We start from the raw sequence: 18726 nt of genomic DNA on the forward strand, positions 1-18726 counted from the left end.
TCCATACAAAGCAGGAAGGAGAGCATAGTGCCCTCATTCCTGCTCTTTTTCATTTTCACTAGTCGAAGCAACCTGAGATTACTTTGTTACACTGCTCAGTTTGAACGAGCCGTCGGTCAATTTATTTGTATTGGCAAAATCTACACCAGGTTTATTCGTTTCCGGGTCAATGATCGCAATCGCGATATCATAGGTTCCGGCAGCAAGACCGGAGACCGGAATGGAATCGGTCAGGGTGTAGGTACCCGTTTTCCACGTAGTCAGATTAACGGTTGTTGTTTTCTTGGCGACCACGGTATTGCCGCTGCGCAGTTGAATTTCAACCGGCCAGGCAAACGGGAAGTGCTGTACGCCTTTATTCTCCACTTTAATGGTTGTTGTAAATGTGCTTCCGCTAATGGTGGATGGGTGCGAGATTTCCTTCACCACAAAGTGGTAACCCATTCGTTTCTTGAGTGCATCGATATTGGCCTGTAAGGCGTGATTCAGAGGAAGCGAGGCAGGGGAATTCGGCCCCAGCCAGCTTGGTTTACTAAGCTCCGTCTGACGCAACGTTTCCGTAAATCCACTACCGGTGGTTAATGCCGCAAGCATGCCGGAAGCTCCCCCGTAAAATTCGCCGCCTGAGATACGTGTCTCCCAGAAGTTCGCATGTGCTGGCTGCTGTTGACCGATATCATCCCAATAGCCATTCTGGGTGCCTGTGTACCAGCCCCAATCCGCATCGAAGCTGTCTTTATGTCCAAACACATCGTTGAACATGCCCATGACCATGCCTTTATTATTGGTTTTGGCGAGGGCGATACTGCGCCGGATCAGAACCTGCATTTTGTCCTCTTTGCCAGCAAAGGCATCAATATAATGCTGAACATACTTGTTCGAGATGTCATTGGTAGGGAAAGAGCCTGTGTAATTGGTTTCACCATTTGGTCCGACATAAGGCCATGTATGGAACTCGCCCCAGTGTCCGAGTGAACCGATCTGAACAAAGGCGACCGGACGATCATTGGTGTTGTATCTTGCCGCAATGGCTTCGATGGCTAATTTGTGCCGTTCTTGCAGATAGGTGGAGTTGTAGTTGGGAGAGAAGCCCATGTTGTTCCCAGTACCCATGCCTCCGGTTGTATCGTTATATACGGTTCCAGGTGATTCTCCACGGGCAATCATGTCATTGTAGAGCCAGTCGGGAATATCTCTGTGAGCCTGTCCTGTCGGGCTGTCCAGAATGAAGCGGAACACCACTTTGACGCCTTTACTTTTCCAGTAGGCAAAATTGTTGGCGGCTTCAATCGCACTAAAATCAAATGTGCCTTTGGTGGACTCGAGCTCCTTCCAAGTCACTCCGGCATATACGAGCCTGTGTGGCTGTGCATAAGTTGTGCTCTTGGCCGAAGGGGCCCAGCCTTTGAATGGATTGTTGAGTGGGCTGTCCAGCTCTACGGGATTCACTACGGTATTGTTCCCCGTACCACCACCTGATCCACCCGAGGTCAGAAGGTAAGCTGGCAGTGTTTGTCCAGACGCGGGCAATCTCGACGAATCCGAGCTGTTGTCAATATACCCGACCCGCACTGTGCTGCCTGCACTGATTTGCAGTGTGGCGAGAGGAATAGCGATCTCAATGACGGTGGAGCTGCGGTAGAATTGGGAGCTGGTCAACGTGCTGTTGAAGTTCCAGACCCAGTCGGTTCCGCTGCCGCCATAGCGATATAAACCCGTATTTTCAAGCAGCCACTCCACACCTGTAACTCCCCAGCCCGCAGCCTGGTAACCGGTTGAAGTATTGTTATCGGTGTTGATCCAGAAGTTGCCCATCGTTGTACTCAGGCCTGAGCCTTGAATAAGCAGATAGAGGTTAGTTCCATCATTGGTTACTTTGAGCGTCTGGGCAGTGCCGCTATTGGTGGTGAGAGCACTAACGCTGCTCCAGTCGCTGACATTGCCATCAATGGTGATGGTTGCAGCAGAGGCTTTGGGTAAGGCTGCTGCAGGCAATAGCAGGGTAATCATGAGGACAAAAGCCAAAAACAATCCAAAGCTCCGCTTGCTTCTATCAAATAATCTTGTCATGGTATACCTCCTGAATAATGGATTTTGAATGATAACTCGTTCTGCCCACCCCGAATTTCGTTATGAGGGGAGAGTTAGGAGAGCTCAACTCCTTTCTGATCCACATGAAGTAGCGGAATAGTAACGTTTTATGTAAGAGTCATGTTAGTAATTGGGAAATAAACAACTAAAAAGGTGTGAATTTGGTTTGCGGCAAATATAAAATGTGTTTTTGGTTCTTGGATTCCGTGTCTAAATTGCATTATAGGGGATGAATACAGGAGATTCAACAGATATTTTTCCAGGATTTATTGTGTTTTCTATTGAAAATAGGCTTGTTTCATTGAATTTTGAACATGATTATTCATAACTGGAATAAAATATTTGCCGCAAATAAAATAAATACAAATTAAATTATATGATAATACAACAAAAATGTAAACGCTTAATTTATGATGAATAAAGAGTTATACTGTTTAGTAGTATATAAAATAGAGTGCAAATATGTTGCCGCAAAATAATTTAAAATTTAGCCAAAATCAATTGACAAGGAATAAAAACTATTTTACTATCGTTACATAGTCACAGTCCTGTTAGATTTATTAACATCGAATTGGCTTCATGGCATTTGCCGCAAATTTACGAGCAACGGAGAGTGTAAGCATGGGGAAGATAAAAATGGCTTTTATCGGTGTAGGAGACATGGGGTCACATCATTGCATTGGTTTTGATTTGCTCGAGGATAGTGAGGTTCGTTATATCTGTGATATGAATGAAGCCAATGTGGCACGTACGCTGGCTGAACTCAAGAATAGCAACCCCACCATAGTTAGTGATTATCGTGAACTGCTTGCTAAGGAAGATTTGGATGCGGTGGTTATCAGTGTTCCGAACTATTTGCATCGCGAAGTGTCAGTCGCTTTTCTGGAAGCTGGCAAGCATGTATTTCTGGAGAAACCGGTCGCCCATACCATTGAGGACTGTGATGCCATTATAGAAGCAGCGGAAGCCTCGGGAGGGGTATTGCAGATCGGATTGGTTTATCGATATTCGAATCTGTATCGCCGAATGGAGAAGGAATTGGAGAACGGACGTCTTGGTGATGTGAAATTGATGTGGTGCAAGGAATTCCGTGACCCGTTCCCGCCTGCGGATTGGTTCTATGACAAGACCAAGTCTGGGGGAGCGATTGTAGAGAAGGATTGTCATCACTTCGATATTTTCAACTGGATGATCCAGGCGAAGCCTGTCCGCGTGTTTGCCTCTGGAGGCCAGCATGTCATGAAGCAAGGAGAGCCCAATCGGATTCAGAATTCATACAGTCACTATCCGACGAAAGAAATTTCGGATACCTCCATCGTCGACCATGCATTTATCACCATTGATTATGATAACGGCAGTAAGGCCAATCTGGGCTTGTGCATGTATTTAAAACCGCGCAATCTGATGGGAGAAGGGCTTGAGATTGGCCTGATCGGAGAGAACGGTGGCCAGATGGTTGCCCGTAATGACAAGACGATTGATATCGTTGGCGGGCAGGACTGGACGAAGGACCATCTGGAGATTGATGTGACCTCGGATTCCATTATGGGTGGACACACGGGTGGACAGACCCAACGTATTGATTTTCTGAAATGTGTACAGGAAGGCAGAAAGCCTTTTGCTAGTGCGCAGGTTGGTCGTAACGCGTTGCTTATTGCCCTGGCGGCAGAGAAATCCATTTTGGAAGAACGGTACGTCTATTTAGAAGAAATTTCAGGCTGAGGGGTGTCATCATGAACAGGTTGAGAAAATATGACACACTGCTGTTTTTTCTCTTCATTTTGCCTTGGATTATCGGATTTATCACCTTTTTCCTATTTCCTTTTGGGACTTCGGTTTTCTACGCCTTTACGGATGCGAGACTTCCGGGAGCGACCAACTTCAACTTTGTCGGCATTGATAATTTTACGCACATGATGGATGATCCCATCTTCTTGAAAAGCTTGATGAACACGATGTTTTTCGTTGTATTCGGTGTTCCGATCGTAACGGCAGGTATGCTGGGTCTGGCGATGCTGCTTAATTTCAATGTCAAAGGTATTGCCTTGTTCCGCACCTTCTTCTATTTACCGACCCTGGTGCCCATTGTGGCAACAGTTATTATCTGGCGGCTGGTGTTCAACTCCGAATTCGGCATCCTGAACGCCGGACTTGGCGCGCTGGGTATAGGCAAAGTGGACTGGATTGGCGGGGAGCATACGATCAAGCCAGTCATCATCATGCTTCAGGTCTGGATCTCGGGCAGTGGGGTTCTGATCTTCCTGGCTGCACTGAAAAATGTACCCAGACATTTGTATGAAGCTGCTGCCATTGACGGTGCAAGCGGGATTCGCCGATTTTTCCAGATTACACTGCCGATGATCAGTCCTTCCATCCTGTTTGTCATCATTATTCAGACGATGTATAACTTTCAGATGTTTACGGAAGCGCTGCTGCTATCCAAGGGTGGTCCGAACTACTCTGCTTATACATTTGTCTACAATATTTACAAGTCGGCCTTTACCGATCTGAAATTCAGCATGGCGATGACGCAGTCGATTTTCCTGTTCGCCGTGATCTCGCTTGTCACCCTGATCCTGATGAAAGTATCAAACCGCTTTGTGTATTACGAGGGAGAACGATAGGAGGAGAGTTACATGAACAGCCGAAAAATAGCGGTAAAAGCGTCCCAATATACCATGCTGATCGTAGCATTAATGCTGTTCGCAGGGCCTCTTGTATGGATGCTCTCGACCATGTTGAAAACCAAAGCGGAAACCTACAAGGTACCTCCAACCATCCTGCCAGACACATTCAGTCTGGAAGCCTTTGAACGGTTGTTCGCTGTGCAGCCGATGATGTGGCAGTGGATTCAGAACTCATTTATCATTTCCTTTTTTGTTGCGGCGGGAGCGGTGGTGTCCAGTTCACTTGTCGCTTACGGTTTCTCCCGTTTTGCAACCAAGTATCGGAATATTCTGTTCCCGGTTGTACTTGTTACCTTAATGATCCCTCCATCCATTATGATGATTCCCTCGTACGTTCTTTTTTCTAAACTGAACTGGATTGATACCTGGTTGCCTCTCATTGTGCCAGCCTGGCTCGGAGGCGCCTATTATATCTTCCTGTTCCGACAGTTTTTCATGACCATTCCCCAGGAGCTGGACGAGGCTACATATCTGGACGGCGGCAATCGTTGGACGGTATATGCACGAATCATTATGCCGCTGTCCAAACCGATTATTATGACGACCATTATTTTTGCCTTTGTGAACTCTTGGCTCGATTTTCTGGGGCCGTTCCTGTATATCAAAAACCCAGAAATGTTCACGCTGAGTGTGGGCTTGCAGCTGCTGATTGGTCAGACGAGCCAGGATTTGCCGGCGCTCGCTGCGGGTGCATTTATCAGTATTGTACCTATCGGTCTGCTGTATCTGTTTGCACAACGTTATATCGTCGAGGGGGTGGTGCTTACGGGCACCAAAGGGTAGAGTGGCTGCCTGCTTTCCGGTTTTCAGGTGAACAGGACTTATTGATATGACTTAAAGGGGAGCTGTGTATATGAGAGCGAAGAGTAAACGGCTATTCAATGTTTGGGCACTTGTACTTGCTACAATGGTGGTGATCAGTGGATGTGGAAACGGGGGATCGTCCGAAAACGCCGACTCTTCTGGTTCCGGCGGCAGCCAGAGTGAACCTGTAACAATCACATACTCCCAGTGGGGGACGGCAGAAGAGCTTCATCGTACACAGGAACTGTTGGATCAGTTCATGAAGGCCAATACCGATATTAAAGTCAAACTCGAAGGCAAGGATTGGGGCAGCTACTGGGACGGACTGACAGCGAATGCAGCAGGGGGCACACTTCCGGACGTGTTCAAAACGAGTTATGCATACGTGGAGAAATACGCCGAGCTGGGCATTTTCAAGGAATTGGACGGCTTGCTCGCGGAAAATCAGTTTGATCTGAACAATGTGGACAAAAGTCTGCTCGGTCTTCACCAATATCAGGGCAAACAAGTATCCTTGCCTATCGATGCCAACGTCATCGTATGGTATTACAACAAAGCGATCTTTGAGAATGAAGCCACGAACCCTCATAAAGCTCCCGTTCCATCGCTTGAGCCAACTTGGGATGAAATTACCGACATTGCAACCAAGCTGACGCTGGATAAGAACGGGAAAAGCGCAGACGAAGCGGGTTTTGATGCCGGAAACATTGTGCAGTGGGGCTTGTCCATTTCACCGGGATCAACGATGGATTGGTTTCTGGAGCCAGAGCTGTGGTCCAACGGAGCGAAGCTGGTGAATGACGATGGTTCCCTTGCGCTTGAGACACCTGAAGCGATGGAAGTGCTAAACTATTTTATCGATATGACCAAAAACAAAAAGATTAACACCACACCTGCACAGATTGAAGGTTTAGGTGGACAGGTGAATCTTGCGATCACTACATCCAAAGTAGCGATGAATCCGGGTGGCAGCTGGAATACAACCAACTACCAGGAGGCGGGCGTGGATTACGGTATCTCCTATCTGCCGAAATTCAAAACCAACCAAACCGTTGTTCAGCCAGCAGGTCTTGCCATCAGCTCCAATACAAAGCATGAAGAGGCAGCTTACAAGCTGCTCGCTTGGCTAGCAGGTCCGGAAGGACAGACAGAACTGGCGAAACAGGGATACTCGATTCCCGCGAACAAGGCCGCAGCGGATGCTTATATTGCCACTGTAGGTGAAGATAATAAAATCTTCCTGGATGCGCAGCAGTATGGCATTGTATCTCCCTTTACAACCAAGAAAACCGATCTGGTCTGGACGTATGGTGAGCAATCACTCAAACTTCCACTTGCCGGAGATGGTGATCTGAACGCAGCGCTTAAGGATTTGGCCTCCAAGATGCAATAAGCAGATAAAGAGGTGGCAAAGCTTCATACGTTTTCTTAAAAAGAATTAAAATTGCGGCAGTTATGGGGGACAGCAAGCTCCCTGACTGCCGCTATTATTTTATAAAAGACTGCGCCTGTGCACCATTTCATTGACTTCTGTCCAGTAGAAATATAGAATTATATTTGCCGCAAATTTGTGTTTGCAGAGATGAAATTGCCCCAATACGAATGGGGTTTAAATACATAGGTTGAGAAAGGTGGGGGACTTCACATGGCAAAATTGAAGGATATTGCAGACCGCGTTGGTGTATCGATCTCTACCGTTTCACGTGTGATGAAGAACGATGTCAATCGATCAGTCAGCGATGAAACCCGCAAAAAAATATGGGACACCGCTGAGGAACTGGGCTATCGTTCACAGCGTCCGGCCAAGAAGAAGAAGGTCCAGCCCAAAACGGCATATGCGATCGGCTGTGTGGTGGCTATTCCCCAAAATAAATACAACAGTCCTTATTTTTCAGTCATTATGGAAGGGATTGAGAAGCAGCTTGCTGAAGCAGGCATGCGCCTGGAATTTGTGTATAGCATCGAAAACGATGGGGATATTGTTCAGTTGCAGTCTCTGGTGAAGGAACATCAGATTGATGGCATGATTGTGGTGGAACGGATTGATCCGGAAGCCTATCGCTGGCTTAAGACCAATGTAAGGACTGTTGTGGGTGTGGATATTACGGACCCGGACATTCCGGTCGTCGGTTATGATCGTGAAGAGGCTGCGAGGGAGGCAACGAATCATCTGATTGCCCAAGGTCATCGGATCATTGCTTACATTGGCGGAGCAGAATTCAAGAATGATTTTCTGGAGGAAAAACGATTTCTTGGTTACCGGCGTGCCATGACGGATGCGGGATTACCTATTGATCATGATTGGGTGATCGATGTGAAATGGGATGTTTCTCTGAGTTATGAATTGACCAAGCAGGCATTTACCAACAATGCGAACAGACCTACAGCCATCTTTGCAGCCAGTGATATGATGGCAATTGCGGCCATGCGTGCTGCAACCGAACAAGGGCTCCGCATTCCGGAGGATATCGCCTTTTTTGGGGTAGATAATATTGAAATATCCGAATTCACTTCTCCCCCGTTGTCGACCATTCATGTACCCAAGCTGGAGATGGGTATGTTCGCGGTTAAACAGCTGCTCGATTATCTGGATCATCCGTATGAAGTGGCTGTCAAAATGATCGTCCCGTACCGCTGCATATTCCGCCAGTCTTCCAATGGCAAAATAGAATAGCTTTTAACCAAAGAGTTCCCTTGTCCAGACTTGGACGAAAGGAACTCTTTGGTTATAAATTAATCGTAGATCACATTTTTCCCTTCTTCACTTAATTTTTTTAAAGATGTAAGCATATGATTGATCTCTTCATCGGAGTGTCTCTCCCATAAAGCTAATTCAGCTACTATTTTTAGAGGTGATTTAGATCTGTATGAGCGTGTTGGGTTGCCGGGAAATTTTTTATCCGTTAAGTTAGGATCATTTTCAAAATCTCCTAGTGGTTCTACAATGTAGATTCTTTCTTTTGCATTCGTTTTTGCTAATTCAGCACCCCACTTGGCAGCATTTAATGTTGCCGTAAAGTAAATATGGTTAGATTTTTTATCTTGGTAATTGGATAAGTATAGCGGTTCTAATACATCTCCAATGTTCAGTTCTGCTTTAGTACCATGAAAAAAGGGTCCATTATCTAAGACATTTTTTTGGTCATCCATACTGATGCACCTCTTTTTTTAGATTTGTATTAAGCAGTATAGTGTAGGAATCGCCAAAAAAACAGTCTATAAAAAACATAAAAATAAAGGTATAATCTAAGTAGAGGGAACGATATTGAGCGAAAATTACCTATATAAGCTGAATTAAAGGTTATGGTTTGACATGGGAAAATGAACCATTTGTCTTAACGTTATTTCAAAAAGCATGGAGCAGACTGCACATTGGCAGGCTGCTCTTTTTTTATAACATTCTGGACAATTTCCGGTATTCCCGGGGGGAAATGCCCTCATATCTGCGGAACATGCGGCTGAAATAATGAATGTCCGGGTAACCACTTTGTACACCGACAGCCTCAATGGAATGATCGGTTTCTCGCAATAGTTTGCGTGCCTCACTCAGGCGGATGGATTGAATGTATTCGTTGGGAGGCATACCCGCAATCTGTTTGAACAATTTGGCCATATGATCCACACTCAGGTTCAATTGTTTGGCGATGCCCGAATTGGTCCACGGGTCGGAAGGGGCGGCCTCTATACGTTTCATGAGTTCGAGCAGCTTCTCTCCGTGTACCGAATCATGGCGTGACGAACTTCGCCAGGATGAACGCAGGAGATGGGTCAATATTTGCAGCATCAAGGCTTTACATACCAGTTCATATCCCGGTAGGCGCATCGTAAATTCATGTACCAATTGCTCCATAAGCTGCACGGTAGCTGGAGAAGGGGTATACACCGGGTTGATAGATAGCGGCGTCATGCCCTCTGCGCAAGCTTCCACTGCAAATTTATGGTGCAGAACAGTCTCTTCGTTAACAACCATATCTGCCTCGGTCTGAATGGTCAATTCGTTGAAGAAATCAAAATGAATGCCAATGAAACGTGCTTCCGGGCTCGAAACCACCTCATTCTGATGATAGACACCGGCAGATAGCAAGATTAGCTGACCTGCCTTCAAAATATGGTGTTTATCCTTCATATAAGTTGCAGCTTCACCTTGAGAGACGTACAGAAGTTCAAAATCATACAAACGCCGCTTTGCCAGCTTGCCGGGAGGAAGACTCTGGAACTGAGCATAATGCACGTTGGGAGACCATTCTTTGTAAGTGACGGTTCGTTGCAGAGGATATACCGCTTGCTGGAGAGACATAAATTCCATCTCCTTTTTCAATGAGATTGGCACAAACAGATTTAATTAAAACTGAACGGAATTGTGCAAATAATCTCTTTATCTCCTAAATAAATAATCAGGTAATTTATTTATAATATATGTATTATCACATGTTCTTACGAGAGTGACAATATCACGGATTAAGCTAAAAAAGGAGAGGATTCAGATGGACTCTCTCCCTGTGGACCGGAGCACGAGTTATTGCTGCGAACCACTTAGGTCAGTTGCACAGAGTGGATTCCCCTCGACTGCGGATTGGGAACGATGTGTTCCAGTGGAACTGGTGGACACGGTAACAGGCAGACCACCTCATCAATCCACAGAAGTCCGTTTTGGCTGGAGTCCCGAATATTTGCATATTCGGTTTGTATGCCAGGATGATCACGTTGTATCTGATTTCACGGAAAGGGATCAGCCATTGTATGAGCAGGATGTGGTTGAACTGTTCATTGATGAACAGGGCGATGGCAGGAATTACATCGAACTGGAGGTCAGTCCGCACAACGTAATATTTGATGCACTCATTCACAATAACAGCGAAGGTTCCGAATTGAAGGCAGATGTAACCTGGCAGCTGGAGGGGTTGCAAACGGCTGTAGAAGTGGATCGTCAGGGCCATCGGGTGTATTTGATCCATATTCCAGCGAGTAACTTCAAGTCGCCCCTGACTAAAGGCGTATGCTGGAGGATCAATGTTTACCGCATTGATGAGAATGTGCAGGGAGATCGGGAGTATCAGGCATGGCAGCCCACGGGGGCTGTAAACTTTCATTTACCTGCCCGGTTTGGTCATTTTCAATTAGGATAGCTACGCGATGCTGAACAGGTATTCATATTTTGAAGGAGGGTATTCGGATGAAAAAAGGGATTAACATATGGTCGTTTCCAGGAGAGGCATCTATTGCGGATTGTATTCAGACGGCGAAGCAAGCTGGCTTTGAGGGGATTGAACTTTCGCTTAATGGAGAAGGCGAGCTGAGTCTGTCTGCCACGGATCAGGAGGTTCGTGATATTCAGGGACGTCTCGAAGAGGCCGAACTCGAAATCGCGGGACTAGCAACCGGATTGTACTGGGATTACCCGATGACGAGCGCTCGTCCAGAGATCCGAACGAAAGCTCTGGATGTGTGTAAAAAACAGCTGGAGCTTGCCGCAGCATTTGGTGTGGATACCATTCTGGTCATTCCGGGTGCGGTTGGTGTGGACTTTATTCCAGATAGCGAAGTGACGGATTATGAAGTTGCTTACGAACGAGCGCAAGAAGCCCTTGCGCATCTGCTGCCGTACGCGGAAAGTGCTGGAGTATCGATTGGTATTGAGAACGTATGGAACAAATTCTTGGTGTCACCGCTTGAGCTGCGTACCTTTATTGATTCTTTTAGCTCAGATTATATAGGTTCGTATTTCGATGTGGGCAATGTGGTGCAGAATGGTTACCCAGAGCAGTGGGTTCGCATTCTGGGTCACCGGATCAAGAAAGTGCACTTCAAGGATTACCGGCGTCAAGCGGGAGGACTTCATGGATTTGTGGATCTGCTGGCTGGAGATGTGAATTATCCGGCGGTTATGCAGGCATTACAGGATATTGGTTATGACAACTACGTGACTGCCGAGATGATTCCGCCATACACCCATCATTCGAAACAGATCATATTCAATACATCCAAAGCGATGGATGCTATTCTTGGACGTTCTCAGGGTTAAGTACAGATAACAACGTTTATTCGATATAAAATCTATTTTTATGGGAGGTAAAAACATGTTAAAAGTGGGATTGATCGGTTTTGGGTTTATGGGACGTATGCATTTTGACAACTATGTACGCCTTGCCTCAGAAGGGGAACCCGTGGAATTGGTAGCCATCTGCGATCTGAGAATAGAGGAACTGAAGAACGGTAAAGCAGCCGGCAATATGGCGACGGAGCAAGAGGTATATGATCTCACACCTTATCGTTTGTACGACAACATCGACGCAATGCTGGAACAAGAAGAACTGGATATCATTGATATTACGCTGCCTACGCCACTGCATGCTGAACTAACGTGTTCCTTGCTGGAGAAAGGCTTTCATGTGCTGTGTGAGAAGCCGGTTGCGCGCCATTCGGCGGAAGGCTGGAAGATGGCACAGACGGCCAAAGCGACCGGGAAAACACTGATGATTGGTCAATGTTTACGCTTCTGGCCAGCCTATGCGTATCTGAAATCCGTAGTAGAAGACGGGCGTTATGGAGCGGTCAACGCAGGTTATTTCTTCAGGGGTTCAGGTTTGCCTCAAGAGTGGTTTTTGGATGGGGAGAAAAGCGGTGGCTGCATATTAGATATGCACATCCATGATGCGGATATTATTCACTGGGTGTTTGGCAAACCGGATCAAGTATCCACGCTGGCTCGCAACGTCATTCCGGGAAGCGGCTATGATACCGTGTCGACCAATTATGTATACCCTGACGGAAAAGTACTGAATGCCCAAGCGGACTGGACGCTGGGGGGAGACTACGGTTTCTCGATGACCTATCGCGTTAATTTGGAGCAGGGGAATCTGGTCTTTGAGAATGGTGAGCTGAAAGTAAATCCGAACGATGCTCCCGGTTTCGTCGCTGAGCTGTCACCCGACTCGGGATATTACCACCAACTCAAATATTTTATCCAGTCTGTTCAAGCAGGTACGCCTGTATCTGTATGTACACCGGAAAGTGCAACAGGTACACTTGAGTTAATTGAAGCCGAGATGCGCTCGGCGGATGAGCGGGGGGCATTGGTTTCATTATAATAGAAAGAGCAGAACCTGTGATGCAGGTTCTGCTCTTTGCATTTCTGAAGTAGTACGGTCTTTGAAAAGAGAGGATTTATGAATTTATTTATATTCTTTTAAACTTTCGTTATTCATTGTGCGTTCAATTTCGGCAAGTCTACTATTAATTCTCTTGATCTTATTATTCATAGTAATCAAAAAGTAAACTAGAGATATAATGCCTATAATAAAAACGAATTGAATTATAGTTGCAGACCATATAAAGCTCATTCGTACACCTCCCGAATTTCTGTTGATTAACTATAATTATACATAATTTGGGAGGCGTACGATGAGAAAATTAATTTTATGATCTTGTTGGTAATGATTATACTTCTTCAATTACAGTAATTACTCCGTACTATCCAACAACCCGCCAGTTATTCGCCTGCTCCACTGTTAGTGGTTGATGTCTGCGAATATAATCCTCCACCAGTGCCGCCATATCCGTGGCGCCTTCATGAAGTACCTTTTTGCCTGGATACATCGCATAATCACCGCCACCTGCTGCGCGATAACTGTTCATCACTACAGAGTACGTCGCGTCCACAGCAACAGGTATGCCCTCACGTTCCAGCTTCACCACACGACTTCCCACAGGTTTGGAGATATTCAGCTCATATTCGACGCCCGCCCACATGTCATAATTATAATGCTGTGGTTTCGGCTGCATGTAAGCAGGATTAACGACAACTTCGCCTGATGTCTCCACTTCAAAGTAACGCGCCGTTTGCTCTAATGCATCCCGAATTTCCTGACCACGAAGCTCCAGCACCGTTAGTGTATTGGGATAGATAAAGTTAGACAACACATCCCGGACGGTAATGAGGGAACCGAACCCACGGGCCTCTTCACTGAGTAATGCGGTATTCGATATTTGTGCTCCCGTTGCTTCCATCTGCACCTGATGTACAAAAGAAATAAAGGGATGCGCCGCGAGCCGCAATGCGGCAGGATCGGTGATGGATAAGTCTCCGGCTACCTCGCCAATCGGCTGGTCCAGCCATGCCTGTGCTTTTGCTTCCAACTCGTCCGTCAGTTTCATAACAGCCGCATCGGGCTGTACATCACTATCTTCATCCAAGAGCAACAAGCGAGCCTGTTTTCCGGCAATCTGCCACTTTCCATTCGATAACCGCTCCAACTGGGCGGATACATGACCCACACCGTTCCCACTAAATCCAGGCTGAACCACGGTCACACCATGTATTTCAGCGGTAAGCTGACGGTGTTGATGTCCGGTAAGCAGAACGTCAATCCCTTCAATGTCACGGCAGATCGCGTACGCCTGATTTTCCCCGGTTAACCGCTCAGCAGGTTCGCCTGTCTCCAGGTCACTCTCAAAACCACCATGGTAACTGACCACGAGCACATCCGGCTGTTCATGTTCACGAATATAACCAACCCACCCTCGAATAGTCTCCATAGCATCAAGGAACTGTAAACCTTCTATATTTTTCGGATGCTCCCAATTCGGAATATAGTGCGTCGTTGCGCCCAGCAAAGCAATTTTAACGCCTGAAGACAAGGTTTTGATCAGATAGGGAGGACCGAAGGCGGGAATGGCTGCTCCAGTAGGTGCAGTGTGTAGAACATCTTCGTCAGGCTTTCCTTCATTAACAATATTTGCAGATAGCCAAGGGAAATGGGAATCTTCAATTGCTTTACGCAGCAAGTCCTGGCCGTAGTTGAATTCATGGTTGCCCATTACGGCAGCATCATAGCCCAGTTCATTCAGAACATTAATGAAGGGATGCACTTCGTGATTCGAAACAAAGGAAGCAGCATACGAGGCCAAAGGAGAGCCCTGCAACAGATCACCGTTATCCACGAGCAGCAGTTCGGGTGAACGATCCCGTTCACGCCGGATCAGCGAAGCAAGCAAAGCAAGTCCGGCTGGACGATAGGCATTGGTGTTGTAATGTATGGGACGAATGGCCCCATGAAGGTCACTGGTTACCATGATGTCGAAGTTTGCCGTAGTTGTTATGGATGTCATTTTACAATCTCCTCTAAATATATAAGTTTAAACATATCAAATCACAGGTCATTCTAGCGGCAGAGTACAAGGGAATTCACCATTTCTACTTGTATTATCAACTGTAATGAGGCTATTCTAACAGATCAAAGCCGCTCTGACAGCCTGACAGGAAACTTTACAAAACTCCAAATTTCGTTTCACATCGCGCAAATAATTGACGACTATAGTAGACAAGTAATGAAAAATAGAAACTCTTTGGAGGGTGTTCGCTTGAAGAAGTCTGCTTTATTTTTACCATTGTTGATTTTGGTTCTGTTTCTAAGTGCTTGTGGGTCTAACAGTAGTACAACAGGTTCGGCTAACGGGGCTGATACGAGCTCGGATTCATCCAGTACTGACACGGCAGAGACAGACAAAGCCGCTGAAGGTTATGTGCCGACTGAGCTGACTGTACAATTCGTTCCATCACAAAATGCAGATACACTCGAAGCCAAAGCAAAACCGCTCGAGAAGCTGCTGGGTGACAAATTGGGTATCCCGGTGAAGGTCAGCGTATCCACAGACTACAACACAATTATTGAAGCAATGGCTTCCAATAAAGTGGACGTAGGTTTCCTGCCTCCGACGGCTTATGTACTTGCCAAAGAAAAAGGCGCAGCTGAAGTTATTCTTCAGGCACAACGTTTTGGTGTAAATGATGAGACTGGCGCTCCAACTGAGGAACTGGCAGATTCGTATAAATCCATGATTATTGTGAAAAAAGACTCGCCGATCCAATCCGTTGAGGATCTGAAAGGCAAAAAAATCGCTTACCAGAACGTAACTTCTTCTGCAGGTTATGTATGGCCGGCAGCCCTGTTGCTCGACAGAGGCATTAATCCTTTGAAAGATGTACAGGCAATCACGGTTAAAGGCCATGACCAAGGTGTGCTGGCAGTGCTGAACGGCGACGTTGATGCCGCAGCGATTTTCCAGGATGCTCGTAACACTGTAGTGAAAGACTACCCGACTGTATTTGAAGATACGCGTGTACTGGCGTTCACTGAGCCGATTCCTAACGATACCATCACAGTACGTACAGACATGAATGCAGATTGGACAGCGAAGATCAAACAAGCATTCATCGACATCGGTAAAGATCCACAAGGTCACGAAATTATCAAAGAAATCTACACACACGAAGGTTATGTAGAGTCTGATGACAGCAAGTTTGATATCGTTCGTGAGTACGGGGAGAAAGTAAAAACCGAGTAGTTCTCTGTTCAAGAAATATCGTGATGGATTGATCGCATTGTATTGCATTGATTATCTTTTCATTGGATAACTTCATCGGTTCAGCGGGCAGGCCAGTTCAGCGTGATACACGCTGCGCTGGCTTGTCCCATTACAGCGTGACCCTACGAAATACCATATTAATGAAAGAAGGATTACAGCCATGATTGAGCTTCACAACGTAACGAAAACATATGCTAACGGCACCAAGGGCCTGAATAATATTAATCTGAAATTTAAACAAGGGGAATTCATTGCCGTAGTTGGTTTGTCTGGTGCGGGAAAATCGACGCTTCTGCGTTCCATTAACCGACTTCATGATATCAGTGACGGTGAGATTTTGATCAATGGCAAGTCGATCACGAAAGCTCATGGCAAGTCACTTCGCATGATTCGCCGGGATATCGGTATGATCTTTCAGAGTTTCAATCTTGTGAAACGTTCCAGTGTGCTTCGTAACGTGCTTGCTGGACGCGTGGGATATCATTCCACGATGCGTACCATTCTGGGCCGTTTTCCCAAAGAAGATACAGAACTCGCATTTGGAGCACTGGAACGGGTAAATATCGCAGAAAAAGCCTATTCCCGTGCTGATCAGCTGTCCGGTGGGCAACAGCAACGTGTGGCCATAGCGCGAGTACTTGCACAGGAAGCCAAAATCATTCTGGCAGACGAGCCTGTCGCTTCACTCGATCCACTAACAACGAAGCAGGTAATGGATGATCTGAAACGCATCAACCAGGATCTTGGTATTACCACGATCGTGAACCTTCACTTTATCGACCTAGCCAGAGAGTATGCGACCCGTATTGTAGGATTGCGTGCCGGCGAAGTGGTGTTTGATGGTCCGGTATCCGAAGCAACGGATGAGCGTTTTGCAGAAATTTATGGCAGACCTATTCTGGCAGACGAGCTGCTGGATAAACAGGCTGTACAGGAACAGCGGGGAGAAGTTCTGGTATGAAGCAACCCGTAGACGTATCGATAGATGGATCATTGCAGAATGAATCAGGAAAGGGAAAGCGTCCTGACACAGGTTCAGGTTCGGCTGTCCATCGTCCCAAACCACCAGGGCGTACCAAACATCTGCTCACGCTAGTGATCATTCTGCTGCTTTTGTGGGCAAGTGCGAGACAGACTGATGCCAGCTTCAGTGAGCTGTTTGAAGGTTTACCCAACATGCTGGATCTGCTGCGTGAGATGTTCCCGCCGCGGTGGACTTACTTTGACAACATCGTTCAGGGCATGCTGGAGACGATCCGTATGGCTCTAATCGGTACAACGATCGGTGCGATCATCGCAATTCCGGTCTCGATTATCTGTGCAGGCAACTTAATGCCTAGCCGTTGGATCTACTATCCAGCGCGTTTTGTACTGAACCTAATCCGTACCGTGCCTGACCTGCTACTTGCGGCGTTGTTCGTTGCTGTGTTTGGACTGGGACCGATTCCTGGTATATTGGCACTCGCTGTATTCTCGGTGGGACTGATTGCCAAGCTGACCTACGAAACGCTGGAAACGATTGATCAGGGACCGCTTGAAGCGATGACGGCTGTCGGCATGAACCGGATTCAACTGATTGTTTATGGCGTGGTGCCACAACTGGCTGCCCAGTTTACTTCCTATGTACTGTATGCCTTTGAGATTAATGTACGTGCCGCTGCGATTCTCGGATTGGTTGGAGCTGGGGGCATCGGACTGTATTATGAAGCAACACTTGGATTCCTGGAATATGACAAAACGAGTGTAATCATTCTGTTTACCCTTGTCATTGTTCTGATCATTGATTATGTAAGTACTAAGCTGCGGGAGAAATTGTTATGATGAAAAATGAAACAAGCGTAATCCGGCGCAAACCACGGAAGAACCCGCTTCGCTGGGTCATTGTAATCTTGCTTATACTTGTGTACGCTTGGGCACTTGCCGGTGTACCGTTTACCGGTTTGAAGGAAACGGCTGGCCAGATCATGAAGGCGATTGTCGCCGGGATTTTCTCCCCGGATTGGGATTTTGTTTATCTGCCTGAGGGTGAGGATTTGCTGCGAGGATTACTGGATACACTGGCGATCTCCGTACTGGGTACCGTCATTTCCGCTGTACTGTGTATCCCGTTTGCATTCTGGTCTGCCCGAAATATGAGCAGCTTCCGTCCTGTATCGGGTACGGGCAAAATGGTGCTCAGCTTTATCCGTACGTTCCCGGAGATTATTATGGCTTTGCTGTTCATCAAGGCGGTGGGTCCGGGTTCCTTCGCGGGTGTACTCGCCCTTGGGCTGCATTCCATCGGGATGCTTGGTAAACTGTTCGCTGACGAAGTGGAAAATATTGATTATGGTCCTTCTGAAGCGTTGCTCGCTTCTGGGGCGACTCGTATGCAGCAGTTGTGGTTTGCTGTACTGCCACAGGTTTTGCCCGGATTCCTTAACTACACGTTGTATCGGTTCGAGATTAATGTGCGTTCCGCAACCATTCTGGGGGTTATCGGGGCAGGAGGGATCGGTACACCGCTGATCTTTGCACTCAGTACTCGGAACTGGCCGCGAGTAGGGATTATCTTGCTGGGGATTATCGTGATGATCACGATCATTGATCTGATCTCTGGATACATTCGCAAGAAGCTTGTATAGGAAGAAAGGGTAAGATTGTTTGCTAATAAAGACGAATAAAATAAAGAACATGATGGATATGTTTCAATCCATTGTTGATCTATCGGAAGAGCAGCCCATGCAATAGCAGGTGCTGCTTTTTGTATTTTATAGGAAGTTAATATCAGCAAAATGTT

16 protein-coding genes are annotated in these 18726 nt (G+C 46.6%); 12 read left to right on the forward strand and 4 right to left on the reverse strand.

Translation table 11 applies throughout. The features are described from left to right. Nucleotides 1–78: 78 nt before the first annotated feature. Entirely contained in the window at nt 79–2070 is a 1992-nt protein-coding gene (locus tag BUA17_RS22825; protein WP_072735119.1) for a DUF4832 domain-containing protein, read from the reverse strand. A gap of 642 nt (nt 2071–2712) precedes the next feature. Here BUA17_RS22825 and BUA17_RS22830 point away from each other — a divergent pair. The 5 genes from BUA17_RS22830 (at nt 2713) to BUA17_RS22850 (ending at nt 8256) form a co-directional block, all read left to right on the forward strand. Continuing rightward, the gene (locus BUA17_RS22830) at nt 2713–3813 is read left to right on the forward strand and encodes a Gfo/Idh/MocA family protein (RefSeq protein WP_072735120.1); all 1101 of its coding nucleotides are present in this window, start codon (nt 2713–2715) and stop codon (nt 3811–3813) included. Nucleotides 3814–3824: 11 nt separating this feature from the next. Beyond that, the gene (locus BUA17_RS22835; protein ID WP_072735121.1) at nt 3825–4715 is read left to right on the forward strand and encodes a carbohydrate ABC transporter permease; all 891 of its coding nucleotides are present in this window, start codon (nt 3825–3827) and stop codon (nt 4713–4715) included. Nucleotides 4716–4727: 12 nt separating this feature from the next. Continuing rightward, a complete protein-coding gene (locus tag BUA17_RS22840) occupies nt 4728–5561 on the forward strand; it encodes a carbohydrate ABC transporter permease (RefSeq protein ID WP_072735122.1) in 834 nt (277 codons plus the stop codon). Nucleotides 5562–5631: 70 nt separating this feature from the next. Further along, nucleotides 5632–6975 (forward strand): ABC transporter substrate-binding protein, encoded by a 1344-nt coding sequence (locus tag BUA17_RS22845; RefSeq protein WP_064640458.1) that lies wholly within the window; start codon nt 5632–5634, stop codon nt 6973–6975. Between the two features lie 252 nt (nt 6976–7227). Then, nucleotides 7228–8256, forward strand: coding sequence for a LacI family DNA-binding transcriptional regulator (locus BUA17_RS22850; protein ID WP_063565955.1), 1029 nt, complete (start codon nt 7228–7230; stop codon nt 8254–8256). Nucleotides 8257–8315: 59 nt separating this feature from the next. On the opposite strand, the gene arr is transcribed toward BUA17_RS22850, so the two are convergent. Continuing rightward, the gene (gene arr / locus BUA17_RS22855) at nt 8316–8732 is read right to left on the reverse strand and encodes an NAD(+)--rifampin ADP-ribosyltransferase (RefSeq protein WP_072735123.1); all 417 of its coding nucleotides are present in this window, start codon (nt 8730–8732) and stop codon (nt 8316–8318) included. Nucleotides 8733–8973: 241 nt separating this feature from the next. Further along, a complete protein-coding gene (locus tag BUA17_RS22860; RefSeq protein WP_072735124.1) occupies nt 8974–9879 on the reverse strand; it encodes a helix-turn-helix transcriptional regulator in 906 nt (301 codons plus the stop codon). Nucleotides 9880–10066: 187 nt separating this feature from the next. On the opposite strand from BUA17_RS22860, the gene BUA17_RS22865 reads away from it, so the two are divergent. The 3 genes from BUA17_RS22865 to BUA17_RS22875 are packed head-to-tail and all read left to right on the forward strand — an operon-like array spanning nt 10067 to nt 12670. Further along, nucleotides 10067–10708: a carbohydrate-binding family 9-like protein gene (locus BUA17_RS22865; RefSeq protein WP_072735125.1), complete on the forward strand. Its 642-nt coding sequence runs from the start codon at nt 10067–10069 to the stop codon at nt 10706–10708. A gap of 47 nt (nt 10709–10755) precedes the next feature. Next, nucleotides 10756–11604 (forward strand): sugar phosphate isomerase/epimerase family protein, encoded by an 849-nt coding sequence (locus BUA17_RS22870; RefSeq protein WP_072735126.1) that lies wholly within the window; start codon nt 10756–10758, stop codon nt 11602–11604. Nucleotides 11605–11659: 55 nt separating this feature from the next. Beyond that, the gene (locus BUA17_RS22875; protein WP_072735127.1) at nt 11660–12670 is read left to right on the forward strand and encodes a Gfo/Idh/MocA family protein; all 1011 of its coding nucleotides are present in this window, start codon (nt 11660–11662) and stop codon (nt 12668–12670) included. A 382-nt stretch (nt 12671–13052) separates the two neighbouring features. Here the strand turns inward: BUA17_RS22875 and BUA17_RS22880 are convergent, their stop codons facing one another. Continuing rightward, entirely contained in the window at nt 13053–14690 is a 1638-nt protein-coding gene (locus BUA17_RS22880) for a bifunctional metallophosphatase/5'-nucleotidase (protein WP_072735128.1), read from the reverse strand. A 252-nt stretch (nt 14691–14942) separates the two neighbouring features. On the opposite strand from BUA17_RS22880, the gene BUA17_RS22885 reads away from it, so the two are divergent. From BUA17_RS22885 to phnE (BUA17_RS22900), 4 genes are all read left to right on the forward strand, one after another. Next, nucleotides 14943–15926, forward strand: coding sequence for a phosphate/phosphite/phosphonate ABC transporter substrate-binding protein (locus tag BUA17_RS22885; RefSeq protein WP_072735129.1), 984 nt, complete (start codon nt 14943–14945; stop codon nt 15924–15926). A gap of 181 nt (nt 15927–16107) precedes the next feature. Then, nucleotides 16108–16908 carry a phosphonate ABC transporter ATP-binding protein gene (gene phnC, locus BUA17_RS22890; RefSeq protein ID WP_063565947.1) on the forward strand — a complete coding sequence of 267 codons (801 nt, stop codon included), beginning with the start codon at nt 16108–16110 and terminating at the stop codon, nt 16906–16908. Next, nucleotides 16905–17768, forward strand: a complete 864-nt coding sequence (phnE, locus tag BUA17_RS22895) for a phosphonate ABC transporter, permease protein PhnE (RefSeq protein ID WP_083584827.1) — start codon at nt 16905–16907, stop codon at nt 17766–17768. Before phnC ends, phnE (BUA17_RS22895) begins: the two co-directional genes overlap by 4 nt. Further along, nucleotides 17765–18571 carry a phosphonate ABC transporter, permease protein PhnE gene (gene phnE, locus BUA17_RS22900; RefSeq protein ID WP_063565946.1) on the forward strand — a complete coding sequence of 269 codons (807 nt, stop codon included), beginning with the start codon at nt 17765–17767 and terminating at the stop codon, nt 18569–18571. Before phnE (BUA17_RS22895) ends, phnE (BUA17_RS22900) begins: the two co-directional genes overlap by 4 nt. The last annotated feature ends 155 nt before the right edge of the window (nt 18572–18726 follow it).

Origin of the sequence: Paenibacillus sp. ov031 (genome assembly GCF_900143165.1) — a bacterium.
GTDB lineage: Bacteria > Bacillota > Bacilli > Paenibacillales > Paenibacillaceae > Paenibacillus > Paenibacillus marchantiae.